The sequence below is a fragment of the Burkholderia sp. LK4 genome (genome assembly GCF_001043615.1).
In the GTDB taxonomy this organism is placed as follows: domain Bacteria; phylum Pseudomonadota; class Gammaproteobacteria; order Burkholderiales; family Burkholderiaceae; genus Burkholderia; species Burkholderia cepacia.
The window spans coordinates 15190-29882 of sequence record NZ_LDUL01000033.1 but is presented as its reverse complement, the minus strand read 5'-3'; the positions used below and the strand labels follow the sequence as shown (position 1 = coordinate 29882).

The 14693-nt window shown below is 64.4% G+C and carries 10 protein-coding genes; 4 read left to right on the top strand and 6 right to left on the bottom strand.

Annotated elements, in window-relative coordinates; genetic code table 11:
* Positions 1-41: 41 nt before the first annotated feature.
* The 4 genes from lpdA to typA form a co-directional block, all read right to left on the bottom strand.
* Positions 42-1472, bottom strand: a complete 1431-nt coding sequence (gene lpdA / locus VK92_RS17270) for a dihydrolipoyl dehydrogenase (protein WP_048020748.1) — start codon at positions 1470-1472, stop codon at positions 42-44.
* Between the two features lie 81 nt (positions 1473-1553).
* Positions 1554-2828, bottom strand: a complete 1275-nt coding sequence (odhB, locus tag VK92_RS17265) for a 2-oxoglutarate dehydrogenase complex dihydrolipoyllysine-residue succinyltransferase (RefSeq protein ID WP_042977010.1) — start codon at positions 2826-2828, stop codon at positions 1554-1556.
* 135 nt (positions 2829-2963) lie between these two features.
* The gene (locus VK92_RS17260; protein WP_021162396.1) at positions 2964-5828 is read right to left on the bottom strand and encodes a 2-oxoglutarate dehydrogenase E1 component; all 2865 of its coding nucleotides are present in this window, start codon (positions 5826-5828) and stop codon (positions 2964-2966) included.
* Positions 5829-6146: 318 nt separating this feature from the next.
* Positions 6147-7973 carry a translational GTPase TypA gene (gene typA, locus VK92_RS17255; protein WP_021162397.1) on the bottom strand — a complete coding sequence of 609 codons (1827 nt, stop codon included), beginning with the start codon at positions 7971-7973 and terminating at the stop codon, positions 6147-6149.
* A gap of 326 nt (positions 7974-8299) precedes the next feature.
* On the opposite strand from typA, the gene VK92_RS17250 reads away from it, so the two are divergent.
* The 4 genes from VK92_RS17250 (at position 8300) to VK92_RS17235 (ending at position 13230) form a co-directional block, all read left to right on the top strand.
* Positions 8300-8791: a MarR family winged helix-turn-helix transcriptional regulator gene (locus tag VK92_RS17250; protein ID WP_048020750.1), complete on the top strand. Its 492-nt coding sequence runs from the start codon at positions 8300-8302 to the stop codon at positions 8789-8791.
* A gap of 87 nt (positions 8792-8878) precedes the next feature.
* Positions 8879-10375: an efflux transporter outer membrane subunit gene (locus VK92_RS17245; RefSeq protein ID WP_048020751.1), complete on the top strand. Its 1497-nt coding sequence runs from the start codon at positions 8879-8881 to the stop codon at positions 10373-10375.
* 52 nt (positions 10376-10427) lie between these two features.
* Positions 10428-11642 carry an HlyD family secretion protein gene (locus tag VK92_RS17240; protein ID WP_021162399.1) on the top strand — a complete coding sequence of 405 codons (1215 nt, stop codon included), beginning with the start codon at positions 10428-10430 and terminating at the stop codon, positions 11640-11642.
* Between the two features lie 28 nt (positions 11643-11670).
* Positions 11671-13230, top strand: coding sequence for a DHA2 family efflux MFS transporter permease subunit (locus VK92_RS17235; protein ID WP_021162400.1), 1560 nt, complete (start codon positions 11671-11673; stop codon positions 13228-13230).
* Between the two features lie 85 nt (positions 13231-13315).
* On the opposite strand, the gene truB is transcribed toward VK92_RS17235, so the two are convergent.
* Both truB and rbfA read right to left on the bottom strand, forming a co-directional pair.
* A complete protein-coding gene (gene truB / locus VK92_RS17230) occupies positions 13316-14248 on the bottom strand; it encodes a tRNA pseudouridine(55) synthase TruB (RefSeq protein WP_021162401.1) in 933 nt (310 codons plus the stop codon).
* 13 nt (positions 14249-14261) lie between these two features.
* Entirely contained in the window at positions 14262-14660 is a 399-nt protein-coding gene (gene rbfA / locus VK92_RS17225) for a 30S ribosome-binding factor RbfA (protein WP_048020754.1), read from the bottom strand.
* Positions 14661-14693 lie beyond the last annotated feature (33 nt).

The following is a 14693-nucleotide window of genomic DNA, read 5'->3' as shown; positions in this document are numbered from 1 at the left end:
ACGGCTGCGCCGGCCGATGGCCGGCCGGCGCTATACCGCGCTCAGCTGTTCAGCGAGCGCTTGTCGACGGCGAGCGCCGCTTCGCGCATCACTTCCGACATCGACGGGTGCGGATGGCAGATGCGGGCGATGTCTTCCGACGCCGCCTTGAATTCCATCGCCACCACGGCTTCCGCGATCAGGTCCGACGCGTTCGCGCCGATCACGTGCACGCCGAGCAGTTCGTCGGTCTTCGCATCCGCGATCATCTTCACGAAGCCGTCCGGCGCGTTCATGCCGAGCGCGCGGCCGTTGATCGAGAACGGGAACTTGCCCGACTTGATCTCGCGACCTTCCGCCTTCAGCTGCTGCTCCGTCTTGCCGACCCATGCGATTTCCGGGTACGTGTAGATCACCCACGGAATGCAGTTGTAGTCGATGTGCGGCTTCTGGCCGTCGATCACTTCCGCGACCAGCACGCCTTCGTCTTCCGCCTTGTGCGCGAGCATCGGGCCGCGCACCACGTCGCCGATCGCGTAGACGTTCGGCACCGCCGTGCGGCAGTGGTCGTCCACGTCGATGAAGCCGCGCTCGTTCGCCTTCAGGCCGATTGCCTCGAGGCCGAGGTTGTCGGTGTTCGGCACGCGGCCGACCGACACGATCAGGCGGTCGGCGTCGAGCGTCTGCGCGTTGCCGTCCTTGTCCGTGTAAGCGATCGACACGCCGTCGGCAGTCGTCTTCACTTCGCCGATCTTCACGCCGAGATGGATGTCGAGCCCCTGCTTCTTGAACAGCTTGGCCGCTTCCTTCGCGAGCGCTTCGTCGGCTGCGCCGAGGAATGCCGGCAGCGCCTCGAGCACCGTCACTTCGGCACCCAGGCGACGCCACACCGAGCCGAGCTCGAGGCCGATCACGCCTGCGCCGATCACGGCGAGCTTCTTCGGCACCGAGTCGAACGTCAGCGCACCTTCGTTGTCCGACACGATCTTGTTGTCGACCGGGATGCCCGGCAGGTGACGCGCCTTCGAGCCCGTCGCGATGATCACGTTCTTCGCGGTGACGACTTCGGTTTCACCCTCGCCGCTCACTTCGATCTGCACGCCGGCGTCGGTCTTGCCGGTGAACTTGCCATGGCCCTTCAGCCAGGTGATCTTGTTCTTCTTGAACAGGAACTCGATCCCGCTCGTCATCTTCTCGACGATCGCGTCCTTGCGGCCGAGCATCTTCGCGACGTCGATCTTCACGCCGTCGACCGTGATGCCGTGGTCGGTCAGGTGATGCGACGCGTTCTCGAACTCTTCCGACGACGCGAGCAGCGCCTTCGACGGAATGCAGCCGACGTTCAGGCAGGTGCCGCCGAGCTTCAGCGCGCCGGCCGGGTTCTTCCACTTCTCGATACAGGCAACGGTCTTGCCGAGCTGCGCGGCGCGAATCGCGGCGATGTAGCCGCCGGGGCCGGCGCCGATCACGACGACGTCAAATTCCTTGGACATGACAATCCTTTCTACTTGTACGCCTGCACGTTCGCGCGCGGGCGCGAACGTGCAGAACGGGTCGATGCAGTGAGACTCGGCTTACAGGTCGAGCAGCAGGCGTGCCGGATCTTCCAGCGCATCCTTCATCGCGACGAGCGACAGCACGGCTTCGCGGCCGTCGATGATGCGGTGGTCGTACGACAGCGCGAGGTAGTTGATCGGGCGGATCACGATCTGGCCGTTTTCAACGACCGGACGCTCCTTCGTCGCGTGCACGCCGAGGATGGCCGATTGCGGCGGGTTGATGATCGGGGTCGACAGCATCGAGCCGAACACGCCGCCGTTCGAGATCGAGAACGTACCGCCCGTCATTTCCTCGATCGACAGCTTGCCGTCCTTCGCCTTCTGGCCGAATTCGGCGATCTTCTTCTCGATCTCGGCGAGGCTCAGCTGATCCGCGTTGCGCAGGATCGGCACGACGAGGCCGCGCGGCGAGCCGACAGCGATACCGATGTCGAAGTAGCCGTGGTAGACGATGTCGTTACCGTCGATCGACGCGTTCACGAGCGGGAACTTCTTCAGTGCGTGGACAGCGGCCTTCACGAAGAACGACATGAAGCCGAGCTTCACGCCATGTTCCTTCTCGAACTTGTCCTTGTACTTGTTGCGCAGCTCCATGACCGGAGCCATGTTGACTTCGTTGAACGTCGTCAGGATCGCGTTGGTCTGCTGCGATTCGAGCAGACGCTCGGCGATACGCGCACGCAGACGCGACATCGGCACGCGCTGTTCCGGACGGTCGTTGAGCCACGTCGTCGCCGACGCCGGCACCTTCACTTCCGGCAGCGACGGCTTCGCCGCGGCCTTTGCCGGTGCGGCAGCCGGAGCGGCCTTCGGTGCGCTGCCCGCGGCCAGCGCGTCGCCCTTCGTGACACGGCCGTCGCGGCCCGAACCTGCGACGTCGCCTGCCGACAGGCCCTTCTCGGCCAGCAGCTTCGACGCGGCCGGCGATGCCGTAGCCGAGCTCGATGCCGTTGCGGTAGCCGGCTGTGCTGCCGGTGCGGCTGCAGCAGGCGCTGCGGCCGGCTTGACTTCGGCCGCGCCCGCAGCAGCTTCGGCTGCACCTGCCTTCGCTTCCGTATCGATCGTAGCGATCAGTTGATCGGCAACGACGGTGTCACCGTCGTTCTGCAGCACTTGCGCGAGCACGCCCGCGGCCGGTGCCGGCACTTCGAGCACGACCTTGTCGGTCTCGAGTTCGATCAGGATTTCGTCCTGCGCGACTGCTTCGCCCGGCTTCTTCTTCCACTGCAGCATGGTGGCCTCCGAAACCGACTCCGAAAGCTGGGGGACTTTGACTTCTACGATAGCCATGTGATTTTCCTGGATGCTTAATCTGGGGTGTGACGAGGTTCGTGCGATTCCTTCGGCCGGTGCGGCGCGCAGCGCGCCCGGCGGGCCAAAGGAGACGGGAAAGCGCGCTGCGCCTTCCCGTTTCGCTTCCGTCGGTTATTTCGCGATCGATGCGCTCTTCAGGCGGCCGAATGCACCTTCGATGAGGGCCTTCTGCTGCTCGTAGTGCTTCGCGTAGTAGCCAACCGCCGGCGAGGCCGAAGCCGGACGGCCGCTGTATGCCAGCTTCTGCCCTTCCTTCATGCCTTCCTTCAGGTGGTGCTCGACGTAGAACCAGGGGCCCTGGTTCTGCGGCTCGTCCTGCACCCAGACCACTTCAGTCGCGTTCTCGTACTTCTTGATTTCGGCTTCGAACTGCTTGTGCGCGAACGGATACAGCTGCTCGATACGGATGATCGCGACGTCGTTCGCCTTCGCTTCGCGGCGATGTGCGACGAGGTCGTAATACACGCGGCCCGAGCACACCAGCACGCGCTTGACCTTCTTCGCGTCGATGCCGCCGTCGGTTTCGCCCAGCACCGGCTGGAACGAACCCTTCGCGAGCTCCGACAGGTCCGACACGGCTTCCTTGTGGCGCAGCAGCGACTTCGGCGTTGCGACGATCAGCGGCTTGCGGAACAGGCGGATCATCTGGCGACGCAGCAGGTGGAAAATCTGCGCCGGCGTCGTCGGTTGAACGACCTGCATGTTGTGATCGGCACACAGCTGCAGGAAACGCTCGATACGCGTCGACGAGTGTTCCGGACCCTGGCCTTCGTAGCCGTGCGGCAGCAGCATCGTCAGACCCGACACGCGACCCCACTTCACTTCGCCCGACGAGATGAACTGGTCGATCACGACCTGCGCACCGTTGACGAAGTCGCCGAACTGGGCTTCCCACAGCACGAGCGTGTTCGGCTCGGCGGTCGAGTAACCGTATTCGAAGCCCAGCACCGCTTCTTCCGACAGCACCGAGTCGATCACCGTGAACTTCGCCTGACCGTCGGCGATGTTCTGCAGCGGCACGTACGTGCCGTCGTTCCAGCGCTCGCGGTTCTGGTCGTGCAGCACCGCGTGACGGTGCGTGAACGTGCCGCGGCCCGAGTCCTGGCCCGTCAGGCGCACCGAGTAGCCCGATGCGACGAGCGACGCGAACGCGAGGTGTTCACCCATGCCCCAGTCGAGCGGCTGGTCGCCACGCGCCATGTTGCGGCGGTCGTTGATCACGCGCTCGACGAGCGGGTGAACCTTGAAGTTTTCCGGGACCGTCGTGATGCGTTCGCCCAGGCGCTTCAGTTCGGCGAGCGGCACGGCCGTGTCGGCTGCATCCGTCCACTTGCGGTTCAGGAACGGAACCCAGTCGACCGCGTACTTGCTCTTGTAGTTCGACAGGACCGGATCGACCGTGTGGTGACCGTCGTCCATCGCCTTGCGGTACGCCTTCACGTAGTTGTCGGCGTCTTCCGCGGTGATCACGCCCTGCTGCACGAGCTTCTCGGCGTACAGCGCACGGGTACCCGGGTGCTGTGCGATCTTCTTGTACATCAGCGGCTGCGTGACCGCCGGCGTGTCCTGCTCGTTGTGACCCAGCTTGCGGAAGCAGACAATGTCGATCACGACATCCTTGTGGAACTGCATCCGGTAGTCGATCGCGATCTGCGTCGCGAGGATCACGGCTTCCGGATCGTCGCCGTTTACGTGCAGTACCGGCGCCTCGATCATCTTGACGACGTCGGTACAGTACAGCGTCGAGCGCGCGTCGCGCGGGTCGGACGTCGTGAAGCCAATCTGGTTGTTGATGACGATGTGCAGCGTGCCGTGCGTGCCGTAACCGCGCGTCTGCGCGAGGTTCAGCGTTTCCATCACGACGCCCTGGCCAGCGAAGGCCGCGTCGCCGTGGATCTGCACCGGCAGCACTTGCAGGCCGTCTTCGTCGCCGCGACGGTCCATCCGCGCCTTCGCGGAACCTTCGACCACCGGGTTCACGATTTCGAGGTGCGACGGGTTGAACGCGAGCGACAGGTGGACCGGGCCGCCTTCCGTCGACACGTCCGACGAGAAGCCCTTGTGGTACTTCACGTCACCTGCCGGCAGGTCGTCAACGTGCTTGCCTTCGAATTCGGCGAACAGGTCGGCCGGCATCTTGCCCAGCGTGTTGACCAGCACGTTCAGACGGCCGCGGTGCGCCATGCCGATGATGATTTCCTGCACGCCGCGCTTGCCCGCGTGCTGGACGACTTCGTCCATCGCCGCGATGAAGCTTTCGCCGCCTTCGAGCGAGAAGCGCTTCTGGCCGACGTACTTGGTATGCAGGTAACGCTCGAGGCCTTCGGCGGCCGTCAGGCGATTCAGGATGTGCTTCTTCTCGTCAGCCGAGAAGTTCGGCGTCGCGCGGGTCGATTCCAGACGCTCCTGCCACCAGCGTTTCTGTTCCGGGTCGCTGATGTACATGTACTCGGCGCCGATCGTGCCGCAGTACGTGTCACGCAGGCCCTTGACGATGTCGCGCAGCGAAGCCTGGTCGAAACCGAAATACAGGTTGCTTGCGCTGTACGTCTGGTCGAGGTCGCCTTCGGAGAAATCGTAGAACGCGGGTTCGAGTTCGGGAATGGCGGGACGTTCGCGACGCTTCAGGGGATCGAGATTGGCCCATTGCGAGCCGAGGAAGCGATAAGCGCTGATGAGGGACTGCACGTGCACTTGCTTGCGCGCTGCAGCAAGGTTGGTGCTGCTTTCGCGCGGGATGAAGGCATTGGCCTTCGCACGCTCGGCGAACGATTCGACGATCGGGAAATGAGCGACGTCATTGGCATTCGAGCCGTCCGTTGCAGGCACGTTCTGCAGCGCGTCGAAATACTCTCGCCAGTTCTCCGGCACCGATGCCGGATTGTTGAGGTATGCATCGTACAGTTCTTCAACGTACGAAGCATTGCCGCCGAACAGATAGGAGTTCAGCTGAAACTGCTTCATTACATCTGACATTTTACGCTCACCTTTCTTCGAGCTTCTCGAGAAATAGCGGGTTACTCAACCTTCCGCGACACGGCCTGACCGTTTAGCGGATTGCGAATCAAGTCTTGCTTGGAAGGACCTAAAACTTGCGTGCGCGCAGCATATCACAGAACCGATACCGGAGTTCACGGCGAAATGTGCCTGAAAGCACCGCGCGACGGGGTTTTGCCGGATTGCCACGACCCGCGGGAACAGTGTTTTGCAGCGCACCCGGTTGCACATCGTTCAGATGCAAAAAAGGCCACCCCGAAGGCGGCCTTTTTCGTTCTGCACGGGAACGATCGATGCTTAGTCGACCGCGCCTTCGCGGCTCGCGCGGCGACGCTCGTGCTCCTTCAGGAAGCGCTTGCGCAGGCGGATCGACTGCGGCGTCACTTCGACGAGTTCGTCGTCGTCGATGAATTCGACCGCGTACTCGAGCGACATCTGGACCGGCGGCACCAGGCGCACGGCTTCGTCGGTGCCCGACGCACGCACGTTGGTCAGCTGCTTGCCCTTGATCGGGTTCACGACGAGGTCGTTGTCGCGGCTGTGGATGCCGATGATCATACCCTCATAGAGCGCATCGCCCGGCTTCACGAACATGCGGCCGCGATCCTGCAGCTTCCACAGTGCGTAGGCGACCGCTGCGCCGTCGTCCTGCGAGATCAGCACGCCGTTGCGGCGCTCGAACACCGAGCCGTCCTTGACCGGTGCGTACGAGTCGAAGATGTGGCTCATCAGGCCCGTGCCGCGCGTGAGCGTCAGGAATTCGCTCTGGAAGCCGATCAGGCCACGCGCCGAGATCTTGTACTCCAGACGCGTGCGACCACGGCCGTCCGATGCCATGTCGAGCATCTCGCCCTTGCGGCGGCCGAGCTCTTCCATCACGCCACCCTGGTGCTCGTCCTCGACGTCGACGGTCAGCAGCTCGTACGGCTCGTGACGCACGCCGTCGATTTCCTGCATCACGACGCGCGGACGCGACACGGCCAGCTCATAGCCTTCACGGCGCATGTTCTCGACGAGAATCGTCAGGTGCAGTTCGCCGCGGCCCGACACTTCGAACACCGTTTCGTCGCCGGTGTCCTTCACGCGCAGCGCGACGTTGTGGTTCAGTTCCTTCATCAGGCGGTCGCGGATCTGGCGGCTCGTCACGAACTTGCCTTCGCGGCCGGCGAGCGGCGACGAATTGACGAGGAAGTTCATCGTCAGCGTCGGCTCGTCGACGGTGATCATCGGCAGCGCTTCCGGCGTATCGACCGCGCAGATCGTTGCGCCGATACCGACGTCTTCAATACCGTTGATCAGCACGATGTCGCCCGCTTCGGCCGATTCGACCTGCACGCGCTCGAGGCCCGTAAACGACAGCACCTGGTTGATCTTGCGGTTCAGCACTTCGCCTTCCGGGCCGAAGCGCATCGCGACCGGCTGACCCGGCTTGATGCGACCGCGCGTGATGCGGCCGACGCCGATCCGGCCGACGTACGTCGAATAGTCGAGCGACGTGATCTGCAGTTGCAGCGGCGCGTCCGGATCCGCCGGACGGACCGGCACGTGCTCGAGGACTGCCTCGAACAGCGGGCGCATGTCGCCTTCGCGCGCAGCCGGGTCGAGCGACGCATAGCCGTTCAGGCCCGATGCGTAGACGATCGGAAAATCGAGCTGCTCTTCGGTTGCGCCAAGCTTGTCGAACAGGTCGAAGGTCTGGTTGATGACCCAGTCGATCCGCGCACCCGGACGGTCGATCTTGTTGACGATGACGATCGGCTTCAGGCCGAGCGCCAGCGCCTTCTTCGTGACGAAGCGCGTCTGCGGCATCGGGCCCTCGACCGCGTCGACGAGCAGCAGCACCGAGTCGACCATCGACAGCACGCGCTCCACCTCGCCGCCGAAGTCCGCGTGCCCCGGCGTGTCGACGATGTTGATGTGCGTGCCTTCGTACTCGACCGCGCAGTTCTTCGCGAGAATCGTGATCCCGCGCTCCTTTTCGATGTCGTTCGAGTCCATCACCCGCTCCGCAATCTGCTGGTTCTCGCGGAAGGTGCCGGACTGGCGGAGCAGTTGGTCGACGAGCGTGGTCTTGCCGTGGTCGACGTGGGCGATGATGGCGATATTGCGAAGGGCGCGGGTCATAGAAACCTGGAAATCGTTTGAACGCGCAAAAGCGCCCGCTCGTTTTTCACGGGCGCGCGCATTGCAGCTTGGAAAGCCACAAATTATAGCACGTGAGAATGTCGGCAACCGACCGGCACGTTGCAACGCAGCAGGCTGGCCAACACACCCTCCCCTCGAACGCGCCAATCTGTCGAAGCCCATGTCGCCGTCGGGCACAAAAACCTTATTGATATGAGGGATTTTTGCGACGCAAAGCGCGCCCGTTGCCGTTCGATTAACATTTGCCGCGGCAAACAACTGTGCCTATACTGCTGCCTAGTCAACTATTGCAGCTTCAGGGTTTTATGTCGGATTCTTCTACCTCATCCCCCGTTTCGCCGCTGTCCACGTATCAGATGAACGACAGCGTCGGTTATCTGATGTCGCGCGTGAAGTCGGTGATGACCAACCTCGTCACGCAACGCACGCAGGAAGAGCTCGGCATCACGGGCACGCAGGCGAGCATGCTGTTCATGATCGCGGTCGGCAAGTGCTCGACGGCCGCCGAGCTTGCCCGCGAGTACGGGATCGACGCGAGCGCAGTCACGCGCCTGCTCGACCGGGTCGAAAAACGCGGCCTGCTGTCCCGTGTCCGCAGCATCGAGGATCGACGTGTCGTGCGCCTCGAGCTGACCGACGAAGGCCGTGCGCTCGCCGAACGGCTGCCGCCGATTTTCCGCAGCGTGCTCGACCAGGTGCTGGACGGGTTCACGCCGGAAGAAGTCGGGTTCCTGAAGAGCATGCTGCGCCGCATTCTCAGCAACTATTGCGAGACCGCCGGCGGCAGCATCACGTAATAGTTGCCATAACAATTACTTTTGACAGATTAATGTAAGGAAATCCTTGCAGTGTCCATCATTCATTCCGAGTCAGGGATCAGCGCGATGAAATCCTCCCCGTTGTCCGTGCGCGCCGGGTCGTGCCGCACCGCCGTCGCCGTCGCGGTCGCCGCACTGGCGCTGGCGGGCTGCGCGAACTACATCGGCATCAAGAGCGACAAGCAGATCGCCCCCGCGTCGCAATTCGAATCCGCCCAGAGCCTGCCGGCCCAGGGCGGCCAGTGGCCGGCGCTCGACTGGGCCAGCCAGTTCGGCGATCCGCAACTGCCGAAGCTGATCGACGAAGCCCTGCAGGGCAATCCGTCGATCGCGCAGGCACAGGCGCGCATCGCAAAGGCGTCGTCGTACATCGAATCGTCGCGCTCGAACCTGATGCCCAAGGCGGAAGCCAGCTATTCGTGGACGCGTGAGCTGTATTCGTCGAACGCGCTGTTCCCGCCGCCGTACGGCGGCCAGTGGTACAGCGAGAACAACGCGCTCGCGAGCGCGTCGTGGGAACTCGACCTGTGGGGCAAGAACCGCGAGCGCCTGCACACTGCCGTGTCGCAGGAAAAGGCGGCCGAAGCCGACATGCAGCAGGCACGCATCACGCTCGCGTCGTCGGTCGCACGCACCTACAACTCGCTCGCGCAGCTCTATGCGCTGCGCGATATCGCCCAACGCGAGATCACCAACCGCGAGACGGTCGGCAAGATCACCGACGGCCGCGTATCGGCCGGCCTCGACACCAACGTCGAACGCCAGACGGCCCGCGGCAATATCGCGACGACCCAGGCTTCGCTGTCCGATCTCGATGGGCAGATCACGACGGTGCGCTACCAGCTCGCGGCACTGCTCGGCAAGGGCCCGGATCGCGGGCTGCAGATCGCGGCGCCCGTGATGAACCCGAGCGGCGAAGTCGCACTGCCCGGCAACCTGCCGGCCGATCTCGTCTCGCGCCGCCCCGACATCGTCGCCGCGCGCTGGCAGGTCGAAGCCGCGATGCACGACGTGAAGGAAGCGAAGGCCGAGTTCTACCCCGACGTAAACCTTGCGGCCGGTTTCGGCTTCGATGCGTTCGGCTGGGGCAAATTCCTGAACTTCGCGAGCCGCCAGGCGCAGTTCGGCCCGGCGATCCACCTGCCGATTTTCGACGCCGGCGCGCTGCGCGCGCAGCTCAAGGGCCGCTACGCGGACTTCGACCTGTCGGTGGCGAACTACAACCAGACGCTGATCAGCGCGCTGAACGACGTCGCGACGCAGGTCGCGTCGATCCGCGCAGTCGATCGCCAGATGGGCGATGCGCAACGTGCCCTCGACGCATCGACGCGCGCATACGACCTCGCGGTCATCCGCTACAAGGCCGGCCTGTCGCCGCAGCTGCAGGTGCTGACCGCGGACAGCAACCGCCTCGCATCGGAGCAGACGGTGACCAACCTGAAGATGCGCCGGCGCGACATGCAGCTTGCCCTGATCAAGGCGCTGGGCGGCGGGTTCGACGCGACCGGCACGCCGCTTGCCGCGCCCGACGCCGACAAGCCGACAAAACAGGCCGCCAACTGATCCGGCGCCACCACTACGCAGACACTCGAAATAACGGACGGAGAAAATCGCCATGAGCGACCAACAAAACGCCGCCAGCGCGCAGCCGCAGAACAACGGCAAGCGCAAACGGATGATGACGCTGCTCGTCGCGGTCATCGTGATCGCGGCCATCGCGTATGGCCTGTACTACTTCCTCGTCGCCCGCTTCCATGAAGGGACCGACGACGCGTACGTGAACGGCAACGTCGTGCAGATCACGCCGCAGGTCACCGGCACCGTGATCGCGGTGAAGGCCGACGACACGCAGACGGTGAAGGCCGGCGATCCGCTCGTCGTGCTCGACCCGGCCGACTCGCAGGTCGCGCTGCAGCAGGCCGAAGCCAACCTCGCGCAGACGGTGCGCCAGGTGCGCGGCCTGTTCGTCAACGACGACCAGTATCGCGCGCAAGTCGCGCTGCGCCAGTCCGACCTGTCGAAGGCCGAGGACGACCTCCGTCGCCGCATGGCCGTCGCGCAGACGGGCGCCGTGTCGCAGGAAGAAATCTCGCACGCACGCGACGCCGTGCGCGCCGCCCAGGCATCGCTCGACGCCTCGCAGCAGCAACTCGCGTCGAACCGCGCGCTGACCGCAAACACGACGATCGCATCGCATCCGAACGTGATGGCCGCAGCCGCGAAGGTTCGCGACGCGTACCTGGCGAACGCGCGTAACGTGCTGCCCGCACCGGTCACCGGCTATGTCGCGAAGCGCTCCGTGCAGGTCGGCCAGCGCGTGTCGCCGGGCACGCCGCTGATGTCGGTGGTGCCGCTGAACGCGGTGTGGGTCGATGCGAACTTCAAGGAAGTCCAGCTCAAGCACATGCGCATCGGCCAGCCGGTCGAACTGACGGCCGACATCTATGGCTCGTCGGCGGTCTACCACGGCAAGGTGGTCGGCTTCTCGGCAGGTACGGGCTCGGCGTTTTCGCTGCTGCCGGCGCAGAACGCGACGGGTAACTGGATCAAGGTCGTGCAGCGCCTGCCGGTGCGGATCGAACTCGATCCGAAGGATCTCGACAAGCACCCGCTGCGCATCGGCCTGTCGATGCAGGTCGACGTGGACATCAAGGACGAACGCGGCGACCAGCTCGTGAACGCACCGAACACCGTCTACGAGACCAACGTGTTCGCGAAGTACGGCGATGAAGCCGACGCAGAAATCGCCCGCATCGTCGCCGAGAATGCCGGCGGCAACGCACCGGCGCCGGCTGCGGCGAAGTCGAACGCCGTCGCGAAGATGATGTAACCGTTCCGACTCCGGAAAGACAACCGACATGGCACAGGCACCTGTCTCTCACCCGCCCTTGCAGGGCGGGCAGCTCGTGATCGGGACGATCGCGGTATCGCTCGCGGTGTTCATGAACGTGCTCGACACGTCCATCGCGAACGTCGCGATCCCGACCATCTCGGGCGACCTCGGCGTGTCGTCCGACCAGGGCACGTGGGTCATCACGTCGTTCGCAGTCGCGAACGCGATCTCCGTGCCGCTCACCGGCTGGCTGACCGACCGCTTCGGGCAGGTTCGCCTGTTCCTCGCGTCGATCATCCTGTTCGTGATTTCGTCGTGGATGTGCGGGCTTTCACCCAACCTGCCGTTCCTGCTTGCATCGCGCGTGCTGCAAGGCGCGGTGGCAGGCCCGATGATTCCGCTGTCGCAAGCGCTCCTGCTGTCGAGTTATCCGCGCGCCAAGGCGCCGATGGCGCTCGCGCTATGGGCGATGACGACGCTGATCGCGCCCGTTGCCGGCCCGATCCTCGGCGGCTGGATCTCGGACAACTACTCGTGGCCGTGGATCTTCTACGTCAACATCCCGGTCGGCATCGCCGCCGCCGCCGCGACGTGGGCGATCTACCGCAATCGGGAATCGGCCGTGCGCCGCGCCCCGATCGACGGTGTGGGCCTCGCGCTGCTGGTCGTCTGGGTCGGCTCGCTGCAGATCATGCTCGACAAGGGCAAGGATCTCGACTGGTTCGCGTCGACGACCATCATCGTGCTCGCGCTGACCGCGGTCATCGCGTTCGCGTTCTTCGTCATCTGGGAACTGACTGCCGAGCACCCGGTCGTCGACCTGTCGCTGTTCCGCATGCGGAACTTCACCGGCGGCACCGTCGCGCTGTCGATCGGGTACGGCCTGTACTTCGGCAACCTCGTGCTGTTGCCGCTGTGGCTGCAGACGCAGATCGGCTACACGGCGACCGACGCCGGTCTCGTGATGGCGCCGGTCGGGCTGTTCGCGATCCTGCTGTCGCCCCTCACCGGGAAGTACCTGCCGCGCACCGATCCGCGCTTTATCTCGACGGCGTCGTTCCTGACGTTTGCGCTGTGCTTCTGGATGCGGTCGCGCTACACGACCGGGGTCGACGAATGGTCGCTGACGCTGCCGACGCTCGTACAGGGCATCGCGATGGCCGGCTTCTTCATCCCGCTGGTATCGATCACGCTGTCGGGCCTGCCCGGCCACCGCATTCCCGCGGCATCGGGCCTGTCGAACTTCGTGCGGATCATGTGCGGCGGCATCGGCACGTCGATCTTCCAGACGGCCTGGGACCATCGCAACAACTTCCATCACGCGCAACTGGTCGAGCAGGCGAACGTCTACAACCCGACGTTCAACCAGGCCGTCACGCAGATGGGCAACCTCGGGCTGACGCGGGACCAGGCACACGGGCTGATCAACAACCTGGCCACGCAGCAGGCCGCGCAGCTCGGCGTGAACGACCTGTTCTACATCTCGGCGGCGATCTTCGTGTTGCTGATCGGGCTGATCTGGATCACGAAGCCCGAGCGCTCGGGCGGTGGCGATGCAGGTGCCGCGGCATCGGCTGCACACTGAACACGCTGCCTGGACGCAAACAAAAAGCCCCGCTTCGTGAAGCGGGGCTTTTTCATTCCGACGGGTGCGCGTTCGCGCGGCTGCGTCAGGCTGCCGTGACGACGAGCCGCTCCGGCGCCAGTACGCCGTTTGCCTTGCGGGCCACGCCGAGCAGGCGAGTCGCGTCGTAGACGCGCACGCGCCCGCCTTCGGCCGCATCGATCGGGTCGAGCGACGACAGCGGCAAACGCTGGCCGTGCAGGAACCGCTTCGCACTGGTTTCATCGAGACGAACCAGCGGAAACGTCGACAGCAACGCATCGACCGGCTGGAGCCACGCATCACGCGCCGCTTCGTCGGCATCGGACAGCGCATCGAGCGTTACCGCATGCTCGAGCGTCAGCGCACCGACGCCCGTGCGCCGCAGCATCGTCAGATGCGCGCCGCAACCGAGCGCCTCGCCGATATCCTCTGCCAGCGTGCGCACGTAAGTGCCCTTGGTGCAGGTCACGCGAAACGTCACGTCAGGCAGGTCGCACGCGAGCAGGTCGAGGGCGAGGATCGTCACGTTGCGGCCCTCGCGCTCGACGGTTTGCCCCGCGCGCGCATATTCGTACAGCGGCTTGCCATCGCGCTTGAGCGCCGAATACATCGGCGGCACCTGCACGATCTCGCCGGTGAAGCGCACCAGCGCGGCTTCCACCGCCGCACGGTCGCATTCGACGGGGCGCGTGTCGATCACCTCGCCTTCCGCGTCGCCGGTAGCCGTACGCTGGCCGAGACGCATCGTCGCTTCGTAGGTCTTGTCCGCTTCGAGCAGATCCTGCGAGAACTTCGTCGCCTCGCCGAAACACAGCGGCAGCAAACCCGAAGCCAGGGGATCGAGCGTACCGGTGTGACCGGCTTTCTTCGCGAGCAGCAGGCGCTTCGCGCGAATCAGTGCATCGTTGCTCGAAAGGCCGACCGGCTTGTCGAGCAGGAGGACGCCGTCCAGCACGCGCCGGGGCACGCGCGGACGTTGGGATGCTGCAGTCGTCATAGGCCGGTCGAGCTCAGTCGTCCTTGGTAGCCGCGTCGGCCTCGTCGTCATCCTTCGCGCGCGTCGAATTCGCTTCCTTGATCAGGCGTGACATTTCCACGGCCTTCTCGATCGTCTGGTCGTAGTGGAAATGCAGCGTCGGCACCGTATGGATGTGCAGGCGCTTGAACAACAGGTTGTGCAAGTGACCCGACGCGTGGTTCAGCGCTTCCTGCGTCTTGGCCGGATCGCCGGTCAACGCGGTGAAGTAGACCTTCGCGTGCGCATAATCCGGCGTGAGTTCGACGCTCTGGATGGTCACGATGCCGACGCGCGGGTCTTTGACCTCGCGCATGATGAGTTCGGACAGATCGCGCTGAATCTGGTCAGCGATCTGCACGTTGCGATTGGGGGAAGTACGTTTCCTGGACATGATCGATCCGTGATCCGTTTATCAGGATGAAGC

Bases quoted from the DNA above. Each gene is read 5' to 3' on its own strand.
- VK92_RS17235 (WP_021162400.1), top strand. From the start codon at position 11,671: ATGGCACAGGCACCTGTCTCTCACCCGCCCTTGCAGGGCGGGCAGCTC.
- VK92_RS17240 (WP_021162399.1), top strand. From the start codon at position 10,428: ATGAGCGACCAACAAAACGCCGCCAGCGCGCAGCCGCAGAACAACGGC.
- odhB (WP_042977010.1), bottom strand. From the start codon at position 2,828: ATGGCTATCGTAGAAGTCAAAGTCCCCCAGCTTTCGGAGTCGGTTTCG.
- rbfA (WP_048020754.1), bottom strand. From the start codon at position 14,660: ATGTCCAGGAAACGTACTTCCCCCAATCGCAACGTGCAGATCGCTGAC.
- truB (WP_021162401.1), bottom strand. From the start codon at position 14,248: ATGACGACTGCAGCATCCCAACGTCCGCGCGTGCCCCGGCGCGTGCTG.
- VK92_RS17260 (WP_021162396.1), bottom strand. From the start codon at position 5,828: ATGTCAGATGTAATGAAGCAGTTTCAGCTGAACTCCTATCTGTTCGGC.
- VK92_RS17245 (WP_048020751.1), top strand. From the start codon at position 8,879: ATGAAATCCTCCCCGTTGTCCGTGCGCGCCGGGTCGTGCCGCACCGCC.
- VK92_RS17250 (WP_048020750.1), top strand. From the start codon at position 8,300: ATGTCGGATTCTTCTACCTCATCCCCCGTTTCGCCGCTGTCCACGTAT.
- lpdA (WP_048020748.1), bottom strand. From the start codon at position 1,472: ATGTCCAAGGAATTTGACGTCGTCGTGATCGGCGCCGGCCCCGGCGGC.
- typA (WP_021162397.1), bottom strand. From the start codon at position 7,973: ATGACCCGCGCCCTTCGCAATATCGCCATCATCGCCCACGTCGACCAC.